The 23,252-nt window shown below is 68.1% G+C and carries 25 protein-coding genes; 14 read left to right on the forward strand and 11 right to left on the reverse strand.

Translation table 11 applies throughout. The features are described 5' to 3' along the window. Positions 1–40 precede the first annotated feature (40 nt). From DMH01_RS34175 to DMH01_RS34185, 3 genes are read left to right on the forward strand one after another with little or no spacing between them, the layout of a single operon-like run. Positions 41–1,144 carry a hypothetical protein gene (locus DMH01_RS34175; protein WP_233621765.1) on the forward strand — a complete coding sequence of 368 codons (1,104 nt, stop codon included), beginning with the start codon at positions 41–43 and terminating at the stop codon, positions 1,142–1,144. Then, positions 1,141–2,676 (forward strand): substrate-binding domain-containing protein, encoded by a 1,536-nt coding sequence (locus DMH01_RS34180; RefSeq protein WP_125682163.1) that lies wholly within the window; start codon positions 1,141–1,143, stop codon positions 2,674–2,676. Before DMH01_RS34175 ends, DMH01_RS34180 begins: the two co-directional genes overlap by 4 nt. After that, positions 2,663–3,436 (forward strand): hypothetical protein, encoded by a 774-nt coding sequence (locus tag DMH01_RS34185; protein WP_125682165.1) that lies wholly within the window; start codon positions 2,663–2,665, stop codon positions 3,434–3,436. Before DMH01_RS34180 ends, DMH01_RS34185 begins: the two co-directional genes overlap by 14 nt. Here the strand turns inward: DMH01_RS34185 and DMH01_RS34190 are convergent. Continuing rightward, positions 3,412–4,329: an MBL fold metallo-hydrolase gene (locus tag DMH01_RS34190; RefSeq protein WP_125682167.1), complete on the reverse strand. Its 918-nt coding sequence runs from the start codon at positions 4,327–4,329 to the stop codon at positions 3,412–3,414. The two genes, DMH01_RS34185 and DMH01_RS34190, sit on opposite strands and share 25 nt — an antisense overlap. An 82-nt stretch (positions 4,330–4,411) precedes the next feature. Here DMH01_RS34190 and DMH01_RS34195 point away from each other — a divergent pair, with 82 nt between their 5' ends. Together DMH01_RS34195 and DMH01_RS34200 are read left to right on the forward strand one after the other, a co-directional pair. Continuing rightward, positions 4,412–5,269, forward strand: a complete 858-nt coding sequence (locus DMH01_RS34195) for a LysR substrate-binding domain-containing protein (RefSeq protein WP_125682169.1) — start codon at positions 4,412–4,414, stop codon at positions 5,267–5,269. Positions 5,270–5,298: 29 nt separating this feature from the next. Next, the gene (locus DMH01_RS34200; protein WP_125682171.1) at positions 5,299–5,715 is read left to right on the forward strand and encodes a hypothetical protein; all 417 of its coding nucleotides are present in this window, start codon (positions 5,299–5,301) and stop codon (positions 5,713–5,715) included. A gap of 1 nt (position 5,716) precedes the next feature. Here DMH01_RS34200 and DMH01_RS34205 read toward each other — a convergent pair whose 3' ends face one another. The 4 genes from DMH01_RS34205 to DMH01_RS34220 are packed head-to-tail and all read right to left on the reverse strand — an operon-like array spanning position 5,717 to position 7,671. Then, on the reverse strand, positions 5,717–6,043 hold the full coding sequence (locus tag DMH01_RS34205; protein ID WP_125682173.1) for a DUF3140 domain-containing protein: 327 nt from the start codon (positions 6,041–6,043) through the stop codon (positions 5,717–5,719). Then, a complete protein-coding gene (locus DMH01_RS34210; protein WP_125682175.1) occupies positions 6,040–6,249 on the reverse strand; it encodes a DUF2945 domain-containing protein in 210 nt (69 codons plus the stop codon). Before DMH01_RS34210 ends, DMH01_RS34205 begins: the two co-directional genes overlap by 4 nt. Next, positions 6,246–6,728 carry an MSMEG_6728 family protein gene (locus DMH01_RS34215; RefSeq protein WP_125682177.1) on the reverse strand — a complete coding sequence of 161 codons (483 nt, stop codon included), beginning with the start codon at positions 6,726–6,728 and terminating at the stop codon, positions 6,246–6,248. Before DMH01_RS34215 ends, DMH01_RS34210 begins: the two co-directional genes overlap by 4 nt. Positions 6,729–6,765: 37 nt before the next feature. After that, on the reverse strand, positions 6,766–7,671 hold the full coding sequence (locus tag DMH01_RS34220; protein WP_125682179.1) for a glutaminase: 906 nt from the start codon (positions 7,669–7,671) through the stop codon (positions 6,766–6,768). A 170-nt stretch (positions 7,672–7,841) separates the two neighbouring features. On the opposite strand from DMH01_RS34220, the gene DMH01_RS34225 reads away from it, so the two are divergent. Then, the gene (locus tag DMH01_RS34225) at positions 7,842–9,230 is read left to right on the forward strand and encodes an amino acid permease (RefSeq protein WP_125682181.1); all 1,389 of its coding nucleotides are present in this window, start codon (positions 7,842–7,844) and stop codon (positions 9,228–9,230) included. 56 nt (positions 9,231–9,286) lie between these two features. Here DMH01_RS34225 and DMH01_RS34230 read toward each other — a convergent pair whose 3' ends face one another. Together DMH01_RS34230 and DMH01_RS34235 are read right to left on the reverse strand one after the other, a co-directional pair. After that, positions 9,287–10,771, reverse strand: a complete 1,485-nt coding sequence (locus DMH01_RS34230) for a CoA-acylating methylmalonate-semialdehyde dehydrogenase (protein ID WP_125682184.1) — start codon at positions 10,769–10,771, stop codon at positions 9,287–9,289. A gap of 20 nt (positions 10,772–10,791) precedes the next feature. Further along, positions 10,792–11,661 carry an aldolase gene (locus tag DMH01_RS34235; RefSeq protein ID WP_125682186.1) on the reverse strand — a complete coding sequence of 290 codons (870 nt, stop codon included), beginning with the start codon at positions 11,659–11,661 and terminating at the stop codon, positions 10,792–10,794. Between the two features lie 109 nt (positions 11,662–11,770). Between DMH01_RS34235 and DMH01_RS34240 the strand changes: the two genes are divergently transcribed. Further along, positions 11,771–12,520 (forward strand): GntR family transcriptional regulator, encoded by a 750-nt coding sequence (locus DMH01_RS34240; protein ID WP_125682188.1) that lies wholly within the window; start codon positions 11,771–11,773, stop codon positions 12,518–12,520. On the opposite strand, the gene DMH01_RS34245 is transcribed toward DMH01_RS34240, so the two are convergent. After that, positions 12,500–13,945: an APC family permease gene (locus tag DMH01_RS34245; RefSeq protein ID WP_125682190.1), complete on the reverse strand. Its 1,446-nt coding sequence runs from the start codon at positions 13,943–13,945 to the stop codon at positions 12,500–12,502. The genes DMH01_RS34240 and DMH01_RS34245 overlap by 21 nt on opposite strands. 569 nt (positions 13,946–14,514) lie before the next feature. On the opposite strand from DMH01_RS34245, the gene DMH01_RS34250 reads away from it, so the two are divergent. Further along, positions 14,515–15,771, forward strand: a complete 1,257-nt coding sequence (locus tag DMH01_RS34250; RefSeq protein ID WP_125682192.1) for an HNH endonuclease signature motif containing protein — start codon at positions 14,515–14,517, stop codon at positions 15,769–15,771. Positions 15,772–15,829: 58 nt separating this feature from the next. Here the strand turns inward: DMH01_RS34250 and DMH01_RS34255 are convergent, their stop codons facing one another. Together DMH01_RS34255 and DMH01_RS34260 are read right to left on the reverse strand one after the other, a co-directional pair. Then, positions 15,830–16,279, reverse strand: a complete 450-nt coding sequence (locus tag DMH01_RS34255; RefSeq protein ID WP_125682194.1) for a MoaF C-terminal domain-containing protein — start codon at positions 16,277–16,279, stop codon at positions 15,830–15,832. A gap of 100 nt (positions 16,280–16,379) precedes the next feature. Further along, positions 16,380–16,853, reverse strand: coding sequence for a carboxymuconolactone decarboxylase family protein (locus DMH01_RS34260; protein WP_125682196.1), 474 nt, complete (start codon positions 16,851–16,853; stop codon positions 16,380–16,382). A gap of 96 nt (positions 16,854–16,949) precedes the next feature. On the opposite strand from DMH01_RS34260, the gene DMH01_RS34265 reads away from it, so the two are divergent. Continuing rightward, complete coding sequence (locus DMH01_RS34265; RefSeq protein WP_125682198.1) at positions 16,950–17,153, forward strand: hypothetical protein; 204 nt, start codon at positions 16,950–16,952, stop codon at positions 17,151–17,153. On the opposite strand, the gene DMH01_RS34270 is transcribed toward DMH01_RS34265, so the two are convergent. Beyond that, positions 17,122–17,988 carry a cobalamin-binding protein gene (locus DMH01_RS34270; protein ID WP_125682200.1) on the reverse strand — a complete coding sequence of 289 codons (867 nt, stop codon included), beginning with the start codon at positions 17,986–17,988 and terminating at the stop codon, positions 17,122–17,124. The two genes, DMH01_RS34265 and DMH01_RS34270, sit on opposite strands and share 32 nt — an antisense overlap. Positions 17,989–18,129: 141 nt before the next feature. Here DMH01_RS34270 and DMH01_RS34275 point away from each other — a divergent pair, with 141 nt between their 5' ends. The 5 genes from DMH01_RS34275 to DMH01_RS34295 all read left to right on the forward strand — a co-directional run bounded on the left by DMH01_RS34275 (position 18,130) and on the right by DMH01_RS34295 (position 23,242). Next, the gene (locus tag DMH01_RS34275) at positions 18,130–19,011 is read left to right on the forward strand and encodes an SIS domain-containing protein (RefSeq protein WP_125682202.1); all 882 of its coding nucleotides are present in this window, start codon (positions 18,130–18,132) and stop codon (positions 19,009–19,011) included. Between the two features lie 7 nt (positions 19,012–19,018). After that, on the forward strand, positions 19,019–19,909 hold the full coding sequence (locus DMH01_RS34280; RefSeq protein ID WP_125682204.1) for a 1-phosphofructokinase family hexose kinase: 891 nt from the start codon (positions 19,019–19,021) through the stop codon (positions 19,907–19,909). A 10-nt stretch (positions 19,910–19,919) separates the two neighbouring features. Then, on the forward strand, positions 19,920–20,801 hold the full coding sequence (locus DMH01_RS34285) for a class II fructose-bisphosphate aldolase (protein ID WP_125682206.1): 882 nt from the start codon (positions 19,920–19,922) through the stop codon (positions 20,799–20,801). 81 nt (positions 20,802–20,882) lie between these two features. Next, complete coding sequence (locus DMH01_RS34290) at positions 20,883–22,283, forward strand: ABC transporter substrate-binding protein (RefSeq protein ID WP_125682208.1); 1,401 nt, start codon at positions 20,883–20,885, stop codon at positions 22,281–22,283. Further along, positions 22,283–23,242 (forward strand): carbohydrate ABC transporter permease, encoded by a 960-nt coding sequence (locus DMH01_RS34295; RefSeq protein ID WP_125682210.1) that lies wholly within the window; start codon positions 22,283–22,285, stop codon positions 23,240–23,242. Before DMH01_RS34290 ends, DMH01_RS34295 begins: the two co-directional genes overlap by 1 nt. The last annotated feature ends 10 nt before the right edge of the window (positions 23,243–23,252 follow it).

Raw genomic sequence — 23,252 nt, forward strand, 5'->3', positions numbered from 1 at the left:
TCGTTTTCTCCGCACTTTCGGGCCCGCTCTGGTACTGGCCGTGAGCGGTCTGATCGTCCTGCTCGTGAGCGGCACCGTCGTGGTGCCGTTCCAGCAGACGCTGGTCCTGCGCGGCAAGATGGGCTCCAAATCGGATCTCTTCGAGGACGCGAAGGTCCAGGAAATCCTGATGCGTCACCATATCCGGGTCCACGTGACCAGGACGGGATCGCGGGACATCGCCACGCACGACCTCAGCCAGTACGACTTCGTGTTCCTTTCGGGCGAGCCCGCCGCGGGTCTCGTCCGGCGGTCGCGGGCCAACGAGTGGACGGGCACCGCACGGCAGCCGTTCACCAGCCCGATCGTCCTCGCCACGTACCGCCGTTACGCGGAAACGCTGGCGGGTAAGGGGATCGCGGCGAAGCCGCCAGGGCAGGACCTCTACTACACGCTGGACACCGACAAGTTCATGCAGGTGATGAAGCGGGGGGAGACCTGGGATTCCCTGGGCATCCGAGACCACGGAGCCGCGAACGGCAACCGGGTGCTGGCGCAGACCTCGAACATCTGTGACGCCAATTCGGGCGCGACGTATCTGATCTTGCTGGCGTTCCTGGAGAACGGCCGTCAGGTCCCCGTCGTCGACCCGCGGCAGGCCGGGCCGCCGAACCTTTCGAACGCCAAGGAGCTGGCCAACCGGGTCAAACCCCTCGTGGCGGCCCAAGGCTTCCCGTCGGCCGATCTGTCGGAGTCCTACGCGAACCTCGCCGAGGGCGACAAGCCGATCGTCGTCATCTACGAGCACCAGTACCTCGCCATGCAGTTGCGGGCCAAGGAGCAGAGCGGGCAGCCGGACCGCGACCGGGTACTGCTGTACCCGAAGGACAACATCCTGACGAAACCGCAGTTCCTCGCTCTGAAGCCGGAAGCGGAGCGGCTGGGCGAACTGATCACCTTCGATCCCGATCTGCAGCGTCGCGCGATGGAGCTCGGCTTCGGCGTCGCGACCCCCGCGGGCAGCACGAAGAGCGCGCGGCTGTACGACTTCCTGCGCGGTCAGGGCCTGCCGACCCCGGAGATCGCGGACAACGACAGCACCACGCCGCTCCCGGACAACCTGGTGCTGGAAGAGATGATCAAGACCGTCGGGGACTGCCCGTGAAGCGGCTGCTCGCGGTCCTGTGCTGCCTGCTCCTGGTGGTCGCCGCCTGTACGAGCGGCGGACAGAAGGTGAAACTGCGCGTGCTGGCCAGTGCCGAACTGGCCGACCTCGGCCCGATTCTCGACGACCTTCGCGGGGAAACGGGAATCGAACTGGAAATGGATTTCCGGGGAACCGTCGACGCGAGCACTTCCCTCACGCCGGGGAAAGCGACGCACGATCTCGCCTGGCTTTCCACCGACCGGTATTTCCAGCTCAAGTACCGGCAATCGGGCGGCAAGGGGGAACGGCCGCTCGCGACCAAGACCATGGTGTCGCCGGTGATCGTCGGGATCACCCCGGCGAAGGCGGCGGAGCTGCGCCGCGGCAAACCGGACGGGAAGCTCTCGTGGGCGGATCTGGCGGACGCGGCGGCGGGCGGCGGCTTCCGGTTCGCGATGGCGGATCCGGCCAAGTCGACCAGCGGGCTCACCTCGCTCGTCGGGGTGGCGACGGCCGCCGCGGGCACCGGAGCGGCGTTGCGCCTCCAAGACGTCGAATGCGACAAGCTCCAGGGCTTCCGCACCGGGCACACGCTCACGGCGGACACGTCGGCCGCGGTGGCCGAGCGGTTCGCGGAGCGCCAGGACGTGGACGCGATCATCGGGTACGAGTCCACGCTGCTCTCGCTCAACGCGAGCGGCAGGCTCAAGACGCCGCTGGAACTGGTGTACCCGCGCGACGGCATCGTCCAGTCCGACTATCCGGTCCTGCTGCTGGACCCGGCCAAGCGGGAGGCGTACGACAAGGTCGTCTCCTGGCTCAGGAGCCCGGCGACGCAGAAGAAACTGATGGAAAGGACCCTCCGGCGGCCGATCACCGGCGACGTGGCGCTGGATCCGAGGCTGCCCGCCTCGATCGGGAACTCGCTGTACTTCCCCGACGAGCAGGCCGTCGTGGACAAGCTCCTCGACGATTACGCGGCCACCGCGGGCCGCGCTCCCGGACGTGTCATCTTCGTGCTGGACTTCTCGGGTTCGATGAAGGGGCCGAGGATCGCCGCGCTCCGGGCGACCTTCGCCGGGCTGAGCGGCGGGCCGGACGGCGGATTCGACCGCTTCTACCGCGGCGAGCGGCTCACGGTCCTTCGTTTCGGCGGGAAGATACTGGGGGACAAGGAGTTCACCGTCGACGGACCCCAGGATCTCGACGCGCTGCGGGCCTTCATCGCCACCGACGAATTCGACGGCAACACGGCGGTCTGGTCGGCGCTCGGCGAGGCTTACACGAAGGCCGGCGCTCATCGCCGTGCCGAACCGGGCCGGGGCGTCTCGATCGTGCTGATGACCGACGGCGAGAGCAACACGGGGCCGGGCATCGAAGAATTCCTGCGCACGCCCAGGGATCCCGGCGTGCACACGTTCACCATCCGGTACGGCGAGGCCGATCCCGCCGAACTGGCTCGCGCGGCGGTGGCCACCGGTGGCCGGATGGTCGACGCGAACGCGACATCCCTGCTCAAGGCCTTCAAGGAGATCCGTGGCTGCCGATAATCTGTGGTGGGACGTCTGGGGACTGTGGCTCGCGGTCTGGGTGGTGACCGTGGTCGCCTTCCTCGTCGCGGTCGTCGTTTTCGTGAGGCACTGGCGCCGCGCGCGATCCGACGGCGATCAGGGCATGATCCGGGGCATTGGCTTCTATTTGCACACGAAATCCGTGATGGGCCTGTACCAGTTGCATCGCTACAACGAGGCGCTGGAACAGGAGGTGGAGAAACGGAAGAGCCGGGGTTGGCGGTTTTGGGGCTCGGGCGGATTCGGCCCGCTGCAAGGAGAAGCGGAGCGCACTGACACCGACGAGGAGTTCCGGCGCTATATCCGCAAGGCCGAGCCGATCACGGTGATCGGCATCGTGATGAAGGTGCTGGAGAAGCACCACGACATCATCTATGTGGATCTGGCGAAGCAGGAACTGGTCCACAACCGGGCGCTGGTGAAGGAACTCGGCTGGGCCGACGGTCCCGAGAGCACCCGGCAGCTCAAGACCCGGCTGCGGGGTGTCGAGGCGTTCGTCTCCGTGAAGGGTCTGTTCCGTAAACGCTCCCAGACCGACACCGAGACGGTTTTCGTCGCGCCGTACGGCAATCCGGACGATCCGGAGCGCAGCAGGCGGATCCGGTTCACCTGCGTCACCAGCGACCTGCGGGACACCGCGCCCGCCGGTGCGTTCCGGGCGCGGTGTCTGGGCAAGGTCGAGGACTGGGATCCCGAAACCGGTGAACTCGTCGTTCACCCCATCGCGATCTTCAAATGATCTCCGGTCTCGGCGCAGAAACACCCGACGCCCTTCGCGATCCATTCCCGGCCTTCCCACTCCGGGTGGCGTTCGATCATCAGCGCTTCGACCTCCGCGGCGATGGTCTCCTCGGGAAGAGACGAATCGCGCCGCGTCCAGGTCTCGTCGCGCAGCAGTTCGAGGTACTCGCGGACGTCGGTGAGGATCCGGCGTCCGGCGACTTCGCCGTGGCCGGGGACGACGAGGTCCGGCCCGGCGTCGGCCAGCCGTCGCAGTACCTCGATCCAGCGCACTCCCGAGACGTCGGTGTCGTACGGCGGGAACCACGGGAAGATCGAGAACTGGCCGGTCTCGACCAGATCCCCGGTGAACAGCACGCCCGCGTCGGGCACGGTCACCACCTGGTCGCCCTTGCTGTGGGCGCGTCCGGTGGCCTCCAGCCGCACCACCCGCCCGCCGAGGTCGAGTTCGTACGCGTCGTCGTAGACCACGTCGGGGGTGGCCAGGGTGACTCCGTCCAGCGCCCGTGCGACCGGGGCGCCGAGTCCGCGGAACAGGTCGAGATAGCCCGGTCCTTTGTGGACCAGATCGGCCGCCTGCGCGCTGTTGACGAGGTAGGTCGCCTCGTCCGCGAAGACCTGCGCGCCGAAAGCGTGCTCGGGGTGGAAATGCGTGGTGGTCAGGTACAGCCCGCGGCCGCGGGCGTGCTCGGCCGCGAAGGCGAGCACCTTCTCGGCGTTGCGGGGGCCGAGCCCCGTGTCGACGACGAGCACCGAGTGCGAGCCGCCGATGATCCCGATGTTGGGGACGAGGTCGATGCCGAGATTCGGGATCACCACGACGTCGTGGGCGATCTCCTGGGCCCGGCCGGGTTCGACGTCGGGTTCGTGGGTGAGGGGTTCGAAGGGCATGAACCCACCCTCGCGCCGGGCGCGATGCGCCGTCCAAGACCGATCTCCACCTCCTGATACCTGATGGGTATCATCGCTGGTGATGGAGCTTCGTCTGCTGCGCTACTTCGTGGCCGTCGCCGAGGAACGGCACTTCGGCCGGGCGGCCGCGCGGCTGCACATGACCCAGCCCCCGCTGAGCCGGGCCATCCGGCAGTTGGAGAACGACCTGGGGGTCGTCCTGCTGCTCCGCTCGGCCGCCGGTGTCGAGCCCACCGCCGCCGGAACCACCTTGTACGCCGAAGCCCGCACCCTGCTGGACCAGGCCGACCGCGCTCGGGCACGGGTCCTGGACGCCGCTGGGCCCACGACGCTCATCGTCGGCACCCTGGCCGACGGAGCGGGGGAGGCGGGTACCAGGCTGGCCGCGGCGTTCCGGCGACGGCGTCCCGAGGTCTCGATCCGCTTCCGCGAGGCGGATTTCACCGATCCCACCACCGGCCTGCGCGCCGGGCTCGCCGACGTCGCGCTGACCCGGTCGCCGTTCGACGAAACCGGCCTCACCGTCCGCGTCCTGCGGTCCGACCCGGTCGGGCTGGTGTTGCGCACCGGCGATCCGCTCGCCGGTCGCGCGTCGTTGCGGCTCGCCGACGTCGCCGATCGGCCCTGGTTTCAGCTGCCGGACGGCACGGATCCGCTGTGGCGCGAGTACTGGAACGGGGCCGCGCCCGTCGGGGAGCGACCTGCCGGGCCGGTCGTGCGCACGGCCGGCGAATGCCTTCAGGCCGTCCTCTGGAACGGCTCGACCGGGATCGCGCCGCTCGGGCACACACTGCCGGACGGGCTCACCTGGGTGCCGCTGACCGACATGCCACCGAGCCCGCTGGTCGTCGCCTGGGTGACCGCGCGGGAGAACCCGCTGATCCGCTCGTTCGCGCGGATCGCAGCCGACGGGGTGTAGAAAGACCGGCTCCGGGGCATTCACCGGACATGCCGGACTCATCCTCGGAACCCGACGACGAGACCGTCGACGCCGTCGGAAAGCTGGTCTTCGCCCTCGAAACGGTCGAACAGGCGCGCGGTCACCTGTACGCCTTCCATCACCTCACGGGGACAGCCGACTTCGCGCTCGGCGAGGCCGTCGACGGCCTTCGCAAGGCCGGGCACGCCGAGTGGGCGGAGCGGATCGAGACCGAGCTGATCGGGCTCAACGTCCTGCCGGATCGGTGGACCTTTCAGCTGATCGAGGAGTACGACGACGGCTACTACGCGGCCTTCCGGGGGATGACGCGCGACGTCGCCGACGACCTGACCGGCGGACGACGGCACCTGCACGAAGAACGCATCAAACGGCGACGGCGTACCGAGGGGCGGCCGGGCCACGAGATGGGGCGGCCGAGCGGCTGAGCTACTTGCAGGGGTCGTGACCCCAGTTCATCAGCGAGTGGCGCCAGGTCGTGTTCTCGACGTCGCCGGACGGTCGCTGGGCGAGGTGACGGTGAACGTAGCCGACCACCTTGCGCATGTGCTTCTCGTCCTCTTCGGACAGATCCGCCTTCTTCGTGCGCAGGATCGTGACGATCCGGCGGCCTGACTCGTGGCCGACCGACTCGGCGCCGTTCTTGTGCTGGCCCGCGTGGCGGGACTCGTCGGTCTTCAGCCACTTCTCGAGCTCACCCGCGGTCATGTTGACCGCTTCGCCGAACTCGGTCCGGACGTCCTTGTCTTCGCTCACAGCTTCTCCAGTGCCTCGGGCTTGTGCACCGCTTCGCCGCCGCTCTTGTCACTGCACACCAGGTACTGCGGCTCCTCCTTGGACGCGCGGACGGTGCGGCCACCCGCCTCGGTGTCCGAGGTGATCTCCCTCAGGACTTCACCTTCGGCGTGCCCGCCGTGACTGTTCCAGCGGACCTTGTCGCCTTTGCGGAATCGCTCGGTCATCGCACTCCTTCTCGTCGGGGACGGTCCGACGCCGGCCAGACATAGGGCAGGTCGTCGGGGACGTCCGGGAACCTCGCGCGGTAATGCTCGGGTTGTTTGCGGACGAGCGCGGACTGGTGGCTGCGATGGAAGTCGGCATCGCCGAGCCAAGGTGGAAGCTCTTTCGCGTCCGCGAGCCGGGCTTGCGTGCGGACCTCGTCCAGCCCGGTGGTGCGCAGCAGGTCCACCCGCAGTGTTTCGTGGCAGGTGTCCTGGCGGCCGGTCTCGCACCAGACCTCGCAGATGTCGAAGCCGTACCGGACGAGTGCTTCCTCGTAACCCGCCCACATCGCCGCGGCCGGATGGTGCCGCCAGCCGTACCCCGGAACCGTCAGCGCGCGCAGTACCTGGATCGTCTCGACCCGCTGCTTTCCGAGCCGCCGCTGGTCGAGGACGGAGGCGGAGGCCCGGAAGTCGGCGCACGGAAGAAACGTCTGCACACCGTCGGCTTCCCCGTCGTCACGGGTTCAAAACCGATCAGAAGATCGACCAGCCGGTCAGGGTGGTGAACCGGTCCAGCGCCGCGACGCCCGCGACGGAGTTGCCGCGTGGGTCCAATCCGGGGCTCCACACGCAGATCGCGCACCGGCCGGGGACGATCGCGACGATGCCGCCGCCGACGCCGCTTTTGCCCGGAAGCCCGACGCGATAGGCGAATTCGCCCGCGGCGTCGTAGGTGCCGCAGGTCAGCATCACCGCGTTGACCCGCTTGGCCGCGCTCTGCCCGAGCAGCCGGGTGCCGTCGTTGCGCACGCCGTGGCGGGCGAGGAAGACCGCCGCGCGCGCGACGTCGCCGCAGTTCATCGCGATCGAGCATTGGCGCACGTACTGATCGAGGACCGCGGGCACCGGATGGCGCATGTTCCGGTACGACGCCATGAAATACGCGAGCGCGCGGTTGCGGTCGGCGTGGGCGGCCTCCGACGCGGCGACCTCGGCGTCGATCCCGATGTCCGCGCGGCCGCTTTCCTCACGGAGGAACCGAAGCAGTGTCTCCGCCGCGTCGCCGTGGTGCGCCAATTCGTCGGTCACCACGAGCGCGCCGGCGTTGATGAAGGGATTGCGGGGAATGCCGTCCTCGTTCTCCAGCTGGACCAGCGAGTTGAACGGGTTGCCGGACGGCTCGCGGCCCACCCGTTCCCACACGCCGTCGCCGTGGGAGAGCGCGAGCGCCAGGGTGAAGACCTTCGACATGCTCTGGATGGAGAACGGCGTCTCCCAGTCGCCGACGCCGTGCACCCCACCGTCCACTTCGGCCACCGCCATGCCGAACCGTCCGGGTTCGACCCTGGCCAGGGCGGGGATGTAGTCCGCGACGGAGCCGCGGCCGATCTCCGGCGCGACGTCGTCGGCGATCCGGTCCAGCAACGCTGCGAGGTGCACGGCCGTAGCGTAGAAGCGCTCCTTCGCGCGCGAAGATCGGGGTTCGCCGGTGAACCTGTCAAATCGAAACGGGAAATTCCGGTGAAACCACCAGAGTGACGTCCCGCACACCTTAAGTCTTCCTTAGCACTGTTGGTGACCTGCCGCACACGCTCTAGCGTCTGGCAACCATGGATTCCTCGCTGCTCACCGAAAAAGGTGAAAGCTACTCAAAAGCACTGGGCAACCGCCAAGTGCAGATGATCGCCATCGGCGGCGCGATCGGCGTCGGGCTGTTCCTCGGTGCCGGTGGCAAGCTCCACCAGGTCGGGCCGTCACTGGTCCTGTCGTACGCGCTCTGCGGTATCGCCGCGTACTTCGTGATGCGCGCTCTCGGTGAGCTCGTGCTGCACGAGCCGACTTCCGGCAGTTTCGTCACCTACGCCCGCAAGTTCATCGGGCCGTGGGCGGGTTTCGCCTCCGGCTGGATGTACTGGGTGAACTGGGCGATGACCGGGATCGCGGAGATCACCGCGGTCGCCATCTACGTGCACAAGTGGCTGCCCGACGTGCCGCAGTGGATCACCGCGCTGGTCGCGCTCGGTGTGCTGATCCTGGTGAACCTGCTGTCGGTGAAACTGTTCGGCGAGCTGGAATTCTGGTTCTCGGTGGTCAAGGTCCTGGCCATCGTGGTCTTCCTGGTCACCGCGACCGGGCTGGTGCTCACCAGCGCCGACATCGGCGGCACCACGGCGGGTGTGCACAACCTGACCGCCCACAATGGATTCTTCCCGGCGGGGATCGGCATCGCGCTCATGACCCTGCAGGCGGTCATCTTCGCGTATTCGGCGATCGAGGTCGTCGGTATCGCCGCCGGCGAGACCAAGGACGCCCGCAAGGTGCTGCCGAAGGCCATCAACGGGGTCGTCTGGCGGATCGGCGTGTTCTACGTGGGATCCGTGCTGCTGCTGGCGATGCTCCTGCCGTGGCCGTTCTACAACGGCGGCGAGAGCCCCTTCGTCACCGTGTTCAGCAGGCTCGGGATCCCGGGCATCGGCGACGTGATGAACGCCGTCGTGCTCACGGCCGCGCTGTCGAGCTGCAACTCCGGCCTCTATTCGACCGGCCGCATCCTGCGGGCGCTCGCGGACAAGGGCGAGGCGCCGAAGTTTGTCGGCCGGATGAGCGGCCGTCACGTGCCCTACGGCGGCATCCTGTTCACTTCCGGCGCCTATGTGCTGGGCGTGGTGCTCAACTACCTGGTGCCGAAGGACGCTTTCGACATCGCGATCGCGATCGCCTCGCTCGGTGTGATCACCACCTGGGCGACGCTGATCTTCTGCCAGATGCGGCTGCGTCAGGCGGCGCTGCGCGGAGAACTGGAACGGCCGTCCTATCGGATGCCGTGGGCGCCCTACAGCGGCTGGGCGACGTTGGGCTTCCTCGCGCTGGTGGTCGTCCTGATGGGCTTCTCCGACGGTGCCGAGAAGATCGCGTTCTATTCGATCCCGGTGCTGGTCGTGGTGCTCGCGGTCGGCTGGCGGATCGTCGGGAAACGGCAACGGCAAGAGGTGCGCTGACCCTCGCGTTTCGTCCTCTGAATGCGTTGTCGCATTCAGAGGACGAAACGCGGTCGTCAGCTGGAGGTCGGGAAGTGGAAACCGGCGGTGGAGTGCGGCCACCGCGTCGTGACGACCTTCGCCCGCGTGTAGAACCGGACGCCCGCCGGGCCGTGGATCGGGCTGTCCCCGATGAGGGAGTCCTTCCAGCCGCCGAAGGAGTAGTACGACATCGGCACCGGGATGGGCACGTTCACCCCGATCATCCCCACCTTCACCTCGCGCTGGAACCGCCGCGCGGCCTCTCCGCTGCCGGTGAAGACCGCGGTCCCGTTGCCGTACGGGTTCGCGTTGATCAGCGCGATCGCTTCGTCCAGAGTGGACACCCGCACGATCCCGAGTACCGGCCCGAAGATCTCGTCGCGGTAGGCGGCCATCTCGGTGGTCACATGATCCAAAAGGGACGGTCCGACGAAGAACCCCTCTTCGTGCCCGGCGACCCGCAGATCCCGGCCGTCGACCACCACGGTCGCGCCCTGCTCCGCGCCGAGGGCGACGGAGTCGATCACCCGCTGCCGCGCGGCCTCCGTGACCACCGGGCCCATGTCGTTGCCCGCCTCGTGCCCGGGGCCGACCTTGATCTCGGCGGCCTTGCGCTCGAGGATCTCGACGAGCCCGTCGCCGGCCGAACCCACGGCGACGCCGATGGAGATCGCCATGCAGCGCTGCCCGGCGGAACCGAACGCGGCGGCCGTCAGATGGTTCGCTGCGTACTCCAGATCGGCGTCGGGCAGGACGACGGCGTGGTTCTTGGCCCCGCCCAGCGCCTGCACGCGTTTGCCGGTGGCCGTCGCGCGTTCGTGGACGTACTTGGCGATCGGGGTCGACCCGACGAACGACACGGCGGCGATGCCGGGATGCTCCAGGATGGCGTCGACCGCGACCTTGTCCCCGTTGACCACGGTGAAGACGCCGTCGGGAAGTCCCGCCTCTGCGTACAGTTCGGCGACCAGCCGGGACGCGGACGGGACCCGCTCGCTGGGTTTGAGCACGAACGTGTTGCCCGCCGCGATGGCGATCGGGTGCATCCACAGCGGCACCATGATCGGGAAGTTGAACGGCGTGATCCCGGCGACGACCCCGAGCGGCTGCCGGAAGTCGTGCACGTCGACGTCCCGCGAGACCTGGTCGGAGAAACCGCCCTTCAGCGCGTCGGCGATCCCGCAGGCGTACTCGACGATCTCGCGGCCGCGGACGATCTCGCCGCGCGCGTCGTCGATCACCTTGCCGTGCTCGGCGGAGATGATCCGCGCGAGCTCGTCCTCGTGCTTCACCAGCAGCTCGCGGAAGGCGAACATCACCTTCGTCCGCTGCGACAACGACGAGTCACCCCACGATTCGAAAGCCTTGCCTGCGGCGGTCACCGCGATGTCCACATCGGACGGTTCGGCGAGGAGCACCTCCGCCCGCGGTCGTCCAGCCGCCGGGTCGTACACCGGGGCGGTGCGGGTGGAGCCCGCCGTGGTCGCGGCGCCGTTGATCCAGTGGTCGATGGTCTTCACGCGTTGTCCTCCACAGGTGTTCACAGCAGTCCGACGGCCGTGTCGACGGCCTTGGCGACGTCGCCGTCGTGCGGGTAGAGCAGGGACCGGCCGACCACGAGGCCCTGCACGGTCGGCAGCGCGAGCGCGCTTTGCCACGCGGCGAACGCGGCGTCGGGATCCTTGACCTCGCCGCCCAGCAGGACGGCGGGCAACGTCGAAGCGGCCAGCACGCGCTCCATGTCCTTCACCACCGGGAGTTTCAGCCAGGTGTAGGCCGACGAGCGGCCGAGGGCGGAGGCGATCGTGATCGAGCGGATCACGGCGTCGGGGGAGAGGTCGGTACGGAGGCGCCCGTCGACCCAGTCCGCGAGGAACGGCTCGACCATCGCGATCAGTTTCCGGTCGGAAAGGTCGTCGACCGCCTTCGCGGTGTTCTCGAGGATGCTCGGCGTCGCCGGGTCGGTCAGGCAGATCCTGGTGAGCGTCTTGCCGCCGTCGAAGCGCATCCTCTCGATGGTTTCGGCGTCGTAGCACGCGAACCGGTCGTCGATCTCGAAAGTCGACCCCGCGAGTCCGGTGCGGTTCATCGAGCCGATGACCGTCTTGCCGTCGAGGGCGCCGAGGAGCAGCAGGTCGTCGATGATGTCCGGCGTCGCCAGCACGCCGGTGACCCCGGGCCGTTCCAGCGCCAGGCCGAGGCGGTCGAGCAGTTCGCCGCGGTCGGCCATCGCGAGCGGATCGGAGCCGACGCCGTTCGCGCCGCGCGCCGGATGGTCCGCGGCGATGATCATCGTGCGGCCCTTGTCGTTGAAGGGGGACTTCGCCCGGACGCGGGTCGCGGCGGCCACCGCGACGGCCCCGGGATCGCGCACCCGCGCGGTGACTATCCGGCGCACTGTGTCCGACAACTTCGTACCTCCCGGCTCGCGTGGTCCTGCGACCATCGCAAGCGGTGGGAGACTTTGTCAAGACATATGGACATAAGGTCATAGTGGCCGGTCGCGGTAGGCTCCGCGCATGAAACCGTGGGCGCCCGGCGAGATCGTGGTGGATCCGAACGGCCCGGAGCCGCTGTATTCCCAGGTCGCCCGGCAGATCGGCGCCGCCATCGAAGACGGCAGGCTGCCGAACGGCGCCAGGCTGGACAACGAACTCGACCTGGCCGCGCGGCTGCACCTGTCGCGGCCGACCATCCGCCAGGCGATCCAGTCACTGGTCAACCAGGGGTTGCTCGTCCGCAAGCGCGGGGTCGGCACGCAGGTCGTGCGCACCAAGGTCGCGCGGCCGCTGCGGTTGAGCAGCCTCTTCGACGACCTCAGCGAACTCGGCGACAAGCCGGAGTCCGTCGTCCTCGTCAACCGGGTCGAACCCGCGGGCGACGACGCGATCGAGCATCTCGAAACGCCGGGCTTGACCCACGTCCGGCGGTTGAAGCGGGTGCGGTCGACCGGGGGCGAGCCGCTGGCGATCATGAACAACTACCTGCCCGACGGTCTCATCGCCCCGGCCGACGACGAACTGCGGGACAAGGGCCTCTACCAGTTACTGCGCTCGGCCGGTGTCCGGCTGCACGCCGCCCAGCAGAACGTCGGGGCTCGGCAGGCGACCGAGGAGGACGCCGAACTGCTCGACGAGAAGCCGGGCGCGGCGCTGCTCACCATGCACCGCACCACCTACGACGACTCCGGCAAGGTCGTGGAATACGGGTGGCACGTCTACCGGGCGTCGCGCTACTCGTTCAACCTCTCACTGACCAACAACGTCTGACGGTTCGCGTTCCAAATCGGTCTCCAGCGCGTCGTACACCGAAGGGCGGAACCGCCGCAGCCAGCCGGCGAGCGCGAGCCCGGCCAGCGCGACCACCAGGAGCAGCCACGGCAGGTGCGGGACGACGCCGTTGCTCGACCCGGCGAGCGTCGGGAAGTTGAGGATCGCCAGCGTCACGATCAGCCCGAGCCCCACCGCGCCCAGCCCGGGGGCGATGAATGTCTTCACGACCCGGCGATCCCGCGTACGTCGGAAGTAGACCAGAATCGCCACCGCCGCGAACAATTGGAGGGTGAGGATCCCGAGCGTGCCGAAGCCGGTCATGCTCGCGGTGAGGTCGGCGACCGGGTCGAGGCCCGCGAGCCGGAACGCCAGGGCCACCAGCGAACCGAAGACCAGCTGGACGATCGAGGCGTAGCGCGGCGCGCCGTTGCGCGGGCTGGTCTTGCCCAGCAGCCGCGGCAGCACGCCGACCCGGCCCAGCGCGTACAGATAGCGGGTGGCCGAATTGTGCAGCGCCAGCAGCGCCGCGAACAGGCTGACCACCAGAAGCAGCAACATCACCTTCGTCAGCGGGCCGCCGAGATACTCCTGCGCGACCGAGAGCACGAGATCCCCGCTCGAAAGATGCGCGGCGGCCACGTCCTGCGCCTGCTCGGCGCCGATCGCGCTGACCACGGCCCACGTCGTGAACGCGGCGAACACCCCGATGAACCCGATCGCGATGTAGGTCGCCCGAGGGATCGTCCGCTTGGGATCCTTGGCCTCCTCGCCGAACAGCGCCGTCGCCTCGAACCCGATGAAAGCGTTGGCGGCGAACAACAACGCCAGACCGCCCGCCCCCTGGAACATGACGGACGGGCTGAACGCGGCGAACGAGAAGCCGTGCCGGAACAGCACGCTGAAGTCCATGATCAGCAGGATCGACACTTCAAGGATCAGCGAGACACCCAGCACCTTCGCGCTGACCGCGATTCCCCGGCGGCTGAGCAGGAGGACCAGCACGACCGAAAGCGCGCTCCAGAACAGCCAATCGAGTTTCAGGCCGAAGACGTCGTCGATCGCCGTGGAAGTGAAGAACCCGCTCGTTCCGATCGCGCCCGCGACGAAGCAGTTGTAGCCGAGCATCGCGACGAACCCGGCGACGAGACCCGGCGTCCTGCCCAAACCTTTGACCACGAAGGCGTAGAAGCCGCCCGCGCTGGTGAGCACCCGCGACATCTGCGCGTAGCCGACGGCGAACAGCAGCAGGACGACCGTCGCCAGCAGGAACGCCGCGACCATGCCGCCGCCGTTCCCGACCGCGATGCCGATGGCCGCGATCACGATCATCCCGGTCAGCGGCGCGACCGCGGCGAGCACGAGGAAGACGATGCCCGGCACGCCCAGGACGTTCTTGGCGAGCGACGTGTCGTCTCGGCTCATTCGGTGCTCCTCGTCTCGGCTGGACGGCCAGTATGGGAGCGGCAGGGGTGGCGGGCTTTGCCTTTGCGCGCGCGGGTCTTGTTCGGCAGTGCCCGGTCTTTCCTTGTCTTCGCGTGACTGGACAGACGACACACGTGATCGGCGCGCGCCGTCCTGGATGCTCCGCTCGCCGCTCATGACCGGACGTGACACTTTTGCGTATTCATCCCCGAGGGGTAGGGCAAACGTGGCGTAGGGGCCCTTCGTGGGCTTCCGTCGTCCGTCGAGGGTGTCGCGAAAGCCACTTTCGGGACATCAGGGGTCGCGAAAGTGGCTTTCGCGACACGGGCGCCGGCGGCGAGGTGGCCAGCGCGGGTGAGTGGCTGGGGCGAAGGCTCCCTTCACCGCATCAGACGCAGCGAAGGGAGCCTTCACACTGTCACCGACCCCGCTTCCGACACATTTGACTTACCCCTCGATAAGGTGCTTCGCTGCTTTAGGACTCCTTCGCTGTTGCCATTTTCCGGCAATTTCCCTTATTGGGCCGATTGGGCTAGCGCAGGTGTTCGCTTAAGAGTATCTTTGGGGCCGTGGCCAGCGACGATGCAATCCCAGAGACGTCCACCGAGTGGTGGCGCGTCGATACCGCGACGCTGCATGCCCGTAAACAGGAACTGGAAGTTGTGAAGCGGCGGGCGGATGCGGAACAGAACGCGATTCTGGCGGAAATCAATTCGCGTGGGGTTCGCGGGTGTAGTGGTCATTCGACGTTGTCGGCGTTGATATTCGAGGACTTCTTGGTGACGGACAAGGAAGCCAGTGACCGTGCCGACCGTGTCTTGGCTTTGCATCCCGGCCCGTCCATCGGTGGAGACCCCGAGTCGCCCCTGGCGCCGTTGACTGCTGTGGCTGCGGCGGAGGGCGCGATCGGCGGTTCGCAGATCGATGCCATCATCAAGACTCTCGCGCGGATCCCGTCCAGCGTGTCGGAAGAAGACGTGCGGGCCGGGGAGAAGATCCTGGTCGAACTGGCTCGTCGCGCGGGGCCGCGGCAGATCGCCCGCGCCGGACGCCGCCTGCTGGACGAACTCGACCCGGACGGGAAAGAACCCCGCAACGAAGACCCCAACGAGACCCGGCCGGAGTTGCGGTTCGTCAAACACCGCGACGGCACCCTCGGCCTCAAAGCCAGACTCGACCTGGAAACCTACGCCCGCCTGAAGTCCGATCTGGATCCGATGGCCAAGCCGCACAAAGCCATCGACGGGGTCCGGGACTCCCGTACCCAGGACGAACGCTACGGGGATGCCTTCACCGACTACGTGCGTTTGAAGACCACTAGCCGGAATCTTCCCGGTCAGGCGGGCGAGGCGACGCACATCCTGGTCACCATGTCCTACGACGACCTGATCAGCGATCTCGGCGAGGCGCACTTGGATCTGGTGGGCCCGATCAGCGCCACCGACGCCCGGATCCTGGCCTGCGACGCGCGGGTGCGACCGGGTGTCCTCGGCACCGCCGGAGAACCGCTGGACATCGGCCGCTCCAAACGGACCGTGTCCCTCGCCCAGAAGTACGCATTGACCCTTCGCGATGGTGGCTGCGCGTTCCCGGGCTGTGACATGCCGGTCCCGCGCTGCACCGCCCATCACATTGTTTTCTGGCGTCATCACGGCGAAACGAAGATCGATAATCTCGTGCTGCTATGTACCCGGCATCACCGGCTGATCCACCACAGCGAATGGAAAGTCCAAATCGCCCAAGACGGACTCCCCGAATTCACCCCACCCGCCTACCTTGACCCCACCGGCACACCGAGACGGAACACCATGCACCTCAGAACATAGGCCGACCCCGTGAACCACTTCACTCGCAGCGAGTCCCTGGGCTCTCGGCACGAAGCACTCACGACCGAGGTTCGGGAAAGAAAGGCCATCGGTGCGGCTTCTCCAGAATCTCGATGGTCGCCTGGTCGACCAGGAAGTACTGCCCGCCGTCCTCGCGCGGATTCGTATAGGCCGCCGTCGCGATCAAGCGGCCGAAGTCGGCCATCACCGCGATGGGATAGCCACCGTCGAAGACTTCGCCGTGCGCGGCGGTCGCGACGGTCCCGGTCTCGTACCAGGTGACGAAATACTGCGCCGGGCCGGTTTCGAAGACGCGCAGTGTCGCCTCCTTCTGCCGGACACCGGCGAAATCGCCGGACACGCCGGTCCAGATCATCGTCGTCCGGTCCGCGTAGTGCTGCTCCAGCACGTTCCCGGAGCCGTAGTGGAAGTTCGCGCGGAGCCCGACGAGGTCGGTGGTGAGCGGATGGGTCCCGGTCACGGGGAAGAAGCGGACGTCGAGTTGCACGGGCTGAAACCTCCGGATCGCTGGTATCCGCAGGTTTAGCAGCCCGAAGCAGCTCGATCGTTGTCCGGTGAAGCGATCCTGTTGTCGGTGAACGCGAGGATCAGTCGAACATGCCGGGCTGGTAGTCGCCCGCCGGCGTCCGGGCGATGACGTTGAGCCGGTTGTACGCGTTGATCGTGGCGACCAGCGCGATCAGGGCACCGATCTGCTCGTCGTCGTAGTGCTTGCGCACCTGCGTCCAGGTTTCGTCGCTGACGCCGTGGTGCGCGTCGGCGATACGGGTGCCCTCCTCGGTGAGCGCCAAGGCCGCCCGCTCCGCCTCGGTGAACACGTTCGCTTCCCGCCAGGCGGCGACCAGGTTGAGCCGCACCGAGGTCTCGCCGGCGTGCGCGGCGTCCTTGCTGTGCATGTCGGTGCAGAAGCCGCAGCCGTTGATCTGGCTGGCGCGCAGCTTCACCAGTTCCTGGGTAGCGTGCGGCAGCGAGGACTCCTCGATCGGACGGTTCGCGGCGCCGAGACGCTTGGCGTACTTGAGGATGACCTCGTTCTCGAACAGGTTGACGCGCGGTTCCATGATCGTTCCTCTCCGTAGGTTCCTGCACACATGACGGGTTGACCCCAGTGGTTGTGACAGTTTTCGACGTGACGCCGGTCACGTGGGATTCGCCGCATGGTGACGGGATACTCGCTGGGCATGGGCAACCGTCCGGCCAGCGCCGTCTCGCTGTTCACCGCTGTCGGGACCGGGCTCTGCCTGATCGTGGGGCTGATCGCCCTGATCCGGCGCTGGTCGCCTGGCTATCTGGCGATCTGGTGCGCCGCGCTGGCCGTGGCGGTCGGCTTCAATCTGTGGGCGCCGAAGGGGCGTGAATGAGATCGGCGAGGATCTCGGCGCCGTCGACGACGCGGGGGCCGGGCCGGTTGAAGTAGGCCGGTCCGTCCAAGATGTGCACGGCCGGGATGTCGTCCCAGCCCGGCAAGCCGGTCAGCAGCGGTAGTTCCGCCTCGGTCCGCTCTGGCGGGAAGCCGCAGGGCATGAGCAGCAGCACGTCGGGTCGCGCCGCGACGACAGCGTCCCAGGCGATGGGGCGAGTGTGTTCGCCCGCGGCGGCGAGCAGCGGGACGCCGCCGGCGGCTTCGATCTGCTCCGGGACCCAGTGCCCGGCGGGCCAGAGCGGGTCGAGCCATTCGATGGCCGCCACCCTCGGCCGCGGTCGCCCCGCGACGCGAGCCCGGACCGCTTCCCAGCGTTCCTGGAGAAGGCGGGTCTCAGCGGCGGCACGTTCGGGGACACCCAGCACCTCGCCGAGCGTGGTCAAGCAGGTGAAGATGCCGTCGAGCGTCCGCGGTTCGAGGCTCACCACCCGGGTGTCGCCGTCCATCGCGCGCACGGTCTCGGACACCTGCCGGTAGGAGACCGCGCAGACATCGCACAGATCCTGCGTGAGGACGACGTCGGGTTCGGCCGCGGCGAGCAGCGCGGCGTCCAGGGAGTACAGGGCCGAACCACGATGCTCGCCGCCGACGGCCGCGGAAATCTCCCGGCTCGACAGCACGGCGTGGTCGATCGTGCTGCTCGTGACCACCGGGACGTCGTCGAGCGCGCCGGGTGGCCAGTCGCATTCGTGGGTCCGGCCGGTCAGTGACGGCAGGAGCCCGAGGGTCGCGACGAAGTCGGTCGCGGCGGGGAGCAGCGAGACGATCCGCATCCGTCCACGGTAGGTGACCAGCACATCCTGCACATCTGCGCGGAGCAAATGCGTGAAAGTGCACTAACAGAGCATTGACGTTGCACAAAACTGCACCTAACGTGACAGCTATTGCGCACAACTGGCACGGATGGGGAGTTCATGAGCGGGACCTTCATGGCGGCGGAGATCGCGAGCCAGCCCGGCTGCTGGCGGGAAGCGGCGGCGCTGGCCTCGGCGAACAGTGACCTGTTGCCGCCGCCGGGCGCGCGGGTCGCGATCGTCGGCTGCGGCACGTCGTGGTTCATCGGCCAGGCGTACGCCGTCCTCCGCGAGTCCGCCGGGCTCGGCGAGACCGACGCCTTCGCCGCGTCCGAGTTCCCGTCCGGCCGGGGTTACGACCACGTCGTCGCGCTGACCAGGTCGGGCACGACGACCGAGGTCCACGCGTTGCTGGCGAAGCTGCGGGGCAAGACGCCGACCATCGCGATCACCGGAGTGCCGCGCGAGATCGAGGCCGCCGCGGACACGATCGTCGACCTTTCCGTGGTGGACGAACGCTCGGTCGTGCAGACCCGGTTCGCCACGACGGCGCTGGCGATGCTGCGCGCCCACCTCGGCGAGGACCTGACCGCGGTCGCCGACCAGGCCGAACGTGTACTCGCCGAACCGTTGCCCGACGAACTGGTCACCGCGGAGCAGTTCAGCTTCCTCGGCACCGGCTGGTCCGTGGGCATCGCGAACGAGGCCGCGCTCAAGTTCCGCGAGGCCTGCCTGCTGTGGACCGAGTCCTACCCGGCGTGGGACTACCGGCACGGGCCGATCAGCATCAGTGAACCCGGCCGGGTGACCTGGATGTTCGGGCAGGCGCCGGAAGGACTGGCAGGCGACGTCGCCCGAGCGGGCGGCCTGTTCGTCGAGAGCGGCCTGGACCCGCTGGCGGATCTGGTCCGCGCGCAGCGTGTCGCCGGGGCCATCGCCGCCCGCAAGGGCCTCGACCCGGACAACCCCCGCAGCCTCACCCGTTCCGTCGTCCTGACCTGAGCTCGCTGTGATCGTCACCGTCACGCCGAACACCGCGCTGGACGTCACGTACACAGTGGACGGTCTGCGGCCCGGTGACGTGCACCGGGTGCGGGACGTGCGGCATCGGGCGGGCGGCAAGGGCGTCAACGTCGCCCGCGTGCTGCACACGCTCGGCGCCGACGTCCGCGCGGTCTTCACGGCGGGTGGCTCGACGGGAGCCGCCGTCGTGGGTGATCTCGCGGCGGCCGGCATCGCGGCGGGCGTCGTTCCGATCGGCGGCGAAACCCGGCGCACCACCACGGTCCTCGCGGGCGACGGATCGGTCACGTTGTTGAACGAACCAGGGCCACGGCTCACCGAGGACGAATGGCAAGCGCTTGCGGCGGCCGTCCGGACCCGGAAGCCGGACGTGCTCGTCTGCTCGGGCAGCCTCCCGCCGGGAGCCGGGGGATACGCCGGGCTCTTCGGTGACGCACCGTCCATCTTGGACACTTCCGGCGACGCGCTGCTCGCCGGACTGGCCGGGAAGCCGTCCGTGGTCAAACCGAACGCGGACGAGCTGCGCGAGGTCACCGGCCTGAGTGACCCGGTGGCCGCCGCGAACGAGCTTCGCAAGGCCGGGGCGGGCGCGGTCGTCGTCTCGCTGGGCCCGGAGGGACTGCTGGCGGTGACCGGATCCGGCACCTGGCACGCGGCACCGTCCACTGTGCTCCGCGGCAACACCACCGGCGCGGGTGACGCCGTCGTCGCGGCGCTGGCGCTGGGGCTCAGCCGCGTCGAATCGTGGCCGGACATCCTGCGCCGGGCCGTCGCGTTGTCCGGGGCGGCCGTGCTCGGCCCGCTCGCCGGCGACGTCGACCTTGCGCACTACCAAGCCGAACAGGGGCTGGTCGCCGTGCGCGCCCGCCCGGACTAGGAGAACTGCCATGCCTCTGGTGGGAACCGGGGAGATCGTCGGAGCCGCCGCGGCGGCCAGGAGCGGCTGTGGCGCGTTCAACGCGATCCAGCTCGAACACATCACCGCGATCGTCGACGGCGCGGCCGCGGCGGAAGCGCCGGTGATCGTGCAGCTGAGCCAGAACGCCGTGAAGTACCACGGCTCGCTGGCGCCGGTGGGCGCGGCGGCGCTGGCCGCGGCCAGGAGTGCGGCCACACCGGTCGCGGTTCACCTTGATCACGCCGAATCGGCCGACCTCGTCCGTGAGGCGGTCGCGCTCGGCTTCGGCTCCGTCATGTTCGACGCGTCCAAACTGGACTACACCGACAACGTGCGGGCGACCAGGGAAGTCGCCGCGTACTGCCATGATCACGGGGTCTGGGTCGAGGCCGAACTCGGCGAGGTCGGAGGCAAGGACGGCGTCCACGCGCCCGGCGCGCGCACCGATCCGGACGAGGCGGCGGAGTTCGTCGCGTCCACCGGGGTCGACGCGCTCGCGGTGGCGGTGGGCAGTTCGCACGCCATGCTCACCCGTGACGCCGCACTGGACTTCGAGCTGATCGCGCGGCTGCGGGAGCGGGTGCCGGTGCCGTTGGTGCTGCACGGATCGTCGGGCGTGCCGGACGCCGGGCTGGCCGAGGCGGTACGGGCCGGGATGACGAAGATCAACATCGCCACCCAGCTCAACAAGGTGTTCACCGCGGCCGCCGCGGAGGACTGGCGCGCGCATCCGGAGCGCGTCGACCCGCGAAAGTACCTCGGTGCCGGGCGTGCCGCGGTCGCCGTCGAGGTGCGGCGGCTGCTGGGAGTGCTCAAGCTTGATCATGTTGAACCGGTCAAGGTGACGATTGAGCAGACTTTGCGCGATTGACTGTTGACATGTGCGCGAAACCTCACAAAACTGCGCAACAACAAGCAGAACTTGTGTGATCTTCGATCCAGGTGGTGGCGGATGCGGGTAGGCAGGCTCACGACAGTGATGTCAGCGACGGCAGGGGTGGCGCTCCTGCTCGCGGGATGCGGCGGCGGGGACGCGGCCGGTGGCACGGGCGAGAACGCGCTCCCGGGCGTCGACCAGTTCCTCAACGCGCCCTGTCCGGAGGCGGGGGTGAAACCCGTGACGGACAAGGAATTCACGTACTGGTCCATGTGGACGGCCGACGAGCCGCAGGGCAAGGTCCTCCAGAAGGCCTTCAAATGTTTCCAGGAGAAGACCGGCGTCAAGGTCGACGTGCAGTGGCTGGGCCGCAAGGCCTACACGCAGAACCTGGTGCCCGCGCTGAACACCGACGCGGTGCCGGACCTGTTCGACCAGGACGTCAGCAAGGTCGGCGCGGCGGTCATGACGCCGGGCGGCACGCAGAGCGTCGACGACGTGTTCGCGATGAAGGTCGGCGAGGGCGAAAAGACCGTCAAGGACGTGCTTTCGCCCAGCTCGTACGACTTCCCGCAGAACAAGGACCGCGAGGGCCACAACTTCATGGTCCCGTACACGATCCAGTCGAGCGCGTGGTGGTTCAACAAGGACACCGCAGGCGACATCCAGCAGCCGAAGACGATGGACGAGCTGATCGGCCTGTTCGACAAGGCGAAGGCCGACGGCAAGGCCGCCGTCAGCCTCGACGGCGACATCCCGTTCTACAACATGTACTTCTACACCCAGCTCGCCGAGCGGTACGTCGGCGCGGGCGGGCTCTACAAGGCCGCGACCGACAAGACCGGCCAGGCGTGGAAGACCGAGCCCGGTTTCCTCAAGGCGGCCACCGAAACCGCGAAGCTGCCCAAGTACTTCATCGACGGCTGGGACGCGGCGAAGTTCCCGCAGGTGCAGCAGCGCTGGGCGGACGGCGACTCCCGGTTCCTCTACGTCGGCAGCTGGGCGCCGAGCGAAACCCGTGAGTACCTCGACAAGCAGGGCGCCGGAACGAAGATCAACTACGGCTCCTTCCAGTTCCCGATGCCCGAAGGCGCCACGCACGACACCGTCGAGCAGATGTCGATCGGTTTCTCCGTGACCAAGAAGGCCAAGCACCCCGAGGCGGCCAAGGCGTTCATCGCCTACTTCCTCAACAAGGACCTGCTCGCCGGGATCCCGATCGTGGCCGACAACCTCGTGCCGCGCGCCGACCTCGCCGTGCCGGACGACCTCAAGCAGGTCAAGGCCGCGCTGGACGACCCGAAGAAGGAGCACGTCCTGCAGTACGACGGGATCGACGGCATCGCCGGTGGCAAATGGCAGACCGACGTCTTCGACCCCGCCGACATCGCGCTGCTGAAGGGCCAGATCACCCCGCAGCAGTTCGTGGACCAGCTCGCCACCAAGGGCGCCGAGTTCTGGAAGAACCAGGGCTGATGGCCACGGTCACGACGCCACCCGCGCCGGCCACGCCGTCGGCGCGGGCGGTGAAGGCCGGCGCGCACCTGCGCCGGAAGAAACGGCTGTTCTGGCCGTTCGCCGCGCCGGCGCTGGTGCTGTACCTGGCCTTCCTGGTACTGCCGACGCTCGCGACCGTGGTGCTGAGCTTCACCAGCTGGGCCGGGGCGGGGGACACGCCGGAACCCAACGGCGTCACCAACTACACGCAGATGTGGGCGAGCGACTCGTTCCAGTACGCCTTCCGCAACACGCTGATCTACGTGTTCCTCGGCGGGATCGGCACGTTCGCGCTGGCGTTCCTGTTCACCATGGTGCTGCGGGACATGAAGGGCGGCAAGATCGTCCGCGCGATCCTGTTCTTCCCGAACATCGTGGCGCCGGTCGCGCTCGGCATGTTCCTCGGCTTCGTCTTCAAGTACCAGCCGGGGAAACAGGGCCTGGCGAACTACGTGCTGGAAAGCCTCGGCGCGGACGCGGCGAAGTTCCTCGCACCGTCCAATGTGACCGGTGTGGTGACGGCTTCGCTGATCTGGGCCAGTTCGGGTTTCTACATCACGATCCTGATGGCCGCGGTCGACCGCATCCCGCCGTATCTCTACGAGGACGCCGAGCTGGGCGGCGCTTCGCCGTGGCAGAAGTTCAAGAACATCACGCTGCCGATGACCTGGGACGTCGTCGGTGTCGCCGGGGTGCTGTGGACGATCAACGCGCTCAAGATCTTCGAGCTGGTGTTCGTGCTGGCCGGTCCGGGCACCTACGCCCCGCCCAACGAGGCGTGGACGCTGGGGATCTACGTGTTCGACCGGACCTTCGGCTCGAACGGCACGCCGGACTTCGGTGCCGCGTGTGCCTGCGCGGTGGCGATGATCGCACTGGTGTCCGTGCTCGTCGTCCTGCTCCGCCGGTTGATGCGCCGTGACGCGATCCAGTTCTGAGGGAGACGAA

The sequence above is a fragment of the Amycolatopsis sp. WAC 04182 genome (assembly GCF_003947465.1).
GTDB lineage: Bacteria > Actinomycetota > Actinomycetes > Mycobacteriales > Pseudonocardiaceae > Amycolatopsis.

What these genes read in the sequence shown, in the direction of transcription:
- DMH01_RS34275 (WP_125682202.1), top strand. Translation starts at nt 18,130, where the DNA reads ATGAGCGGGACCTTCATGGCGGCGGAGATCGCGAGCCAGCCCGGCTGC.
- DMH01_RS34225 (WP_125682181.1), top strand. Translation starts at nt 7,842, where the DNA reads ATGGATTCCTCGCTGCTCACCGAAAAAGGTGAAAGCTACTCAAAAGCA.
- DMH01_RS34240 (WP_125682188.1), top strand. Translation starts at nt 11,771, where the DNA reads ATGAAACCGTGGGCGCCCGGCGAGATCGTGGTGGATCCGAACGGCCCG.
- DMH01_RS34195 (WP_125682169.1), top strand. Translation starts at nt 4,412, where the DNA reads ATGGAGCTTCGTCTGCTGCGCTACTTCGTGGCCGTCGCCGAGGAACGG.
- DMH01_RS34270 (WP_125682200.1), bottom strand. Translation starts at nt 17,988, where the DNA reads ATGCGGATCGTCTCGCTGCTCCCCGCCGCGACCGACTTCGTCGCGACC.
- DMH01_RS34290 (WP_125682208.1), top strand. Translation starts at nt 20,883, where the DNA reads ATGCGGGTAGGCAGGCTCACGACAGTGATGTCAGCGACGGCAGGGGTG.
- DMH01_RS34190 (WP_125682167.1), bottom strand. Translation starts at nt 4,329, where the DNA reads ATGCCCTTCGAACCCCTCACCCACGAACCCGACGTCGAACCCGGCCGG.
- DMH01_RS34260 (WP_125682196.1), bottom strand. Translation starts at nt 16,853, where the DNA reads ATGGAACCGCGCGTCAACCTGTTCGAGAACGAGGTCATCCTCAAGTAC.
- DMH01_RS34285 (WP_125682206.1), top strand. Translation starts at nt 19,920, where the DNA reads ATGCCTCTGGTGGGAACCGGGGAGATCGTCGGAGCCGCCGCGGCGGCC.
- DMH01_RS34295 (WP_125682210.1), top strand. Translation starts at nt 22,283, where the DNA reads ATGGCCACGGTCACGACGCCACCCGCGCCGGCCACGCCGTCGGCGCGG.
- DMH01_RS34265 (WP_125682198.1), top strand. Translation starts at nt 16,950, where the DNA reads ATGGTGACGGGATACTCGCTGGGCATGGGCAACCGTCCGGCCAGCGCC.
- DMH01_RS34210 (WP_125682175.1), bottom strand. Translation starts at nt 6,249, where the DNA reads ATGACCGAGCGATTCCGCAAAGGCGACAAGGTCCGCTGGAACAGTCAC.
- DMH01_RS34200 (WP_125682171.1), top strand. Translation starts at nt 5,299, where the DNA reads ATGCCGGACTCATCCTCGGAACCCGACGACGAGACCGTCGACGCCGTC.
- DMH01_RS34245 (WP_125682190.1), bottom strand. Translation starts at nt 13,945, where the DNA reads ATGAGCCGAGACGACACGTCGCTCGCCAAGAACGTCCTGGGCGTGCCG.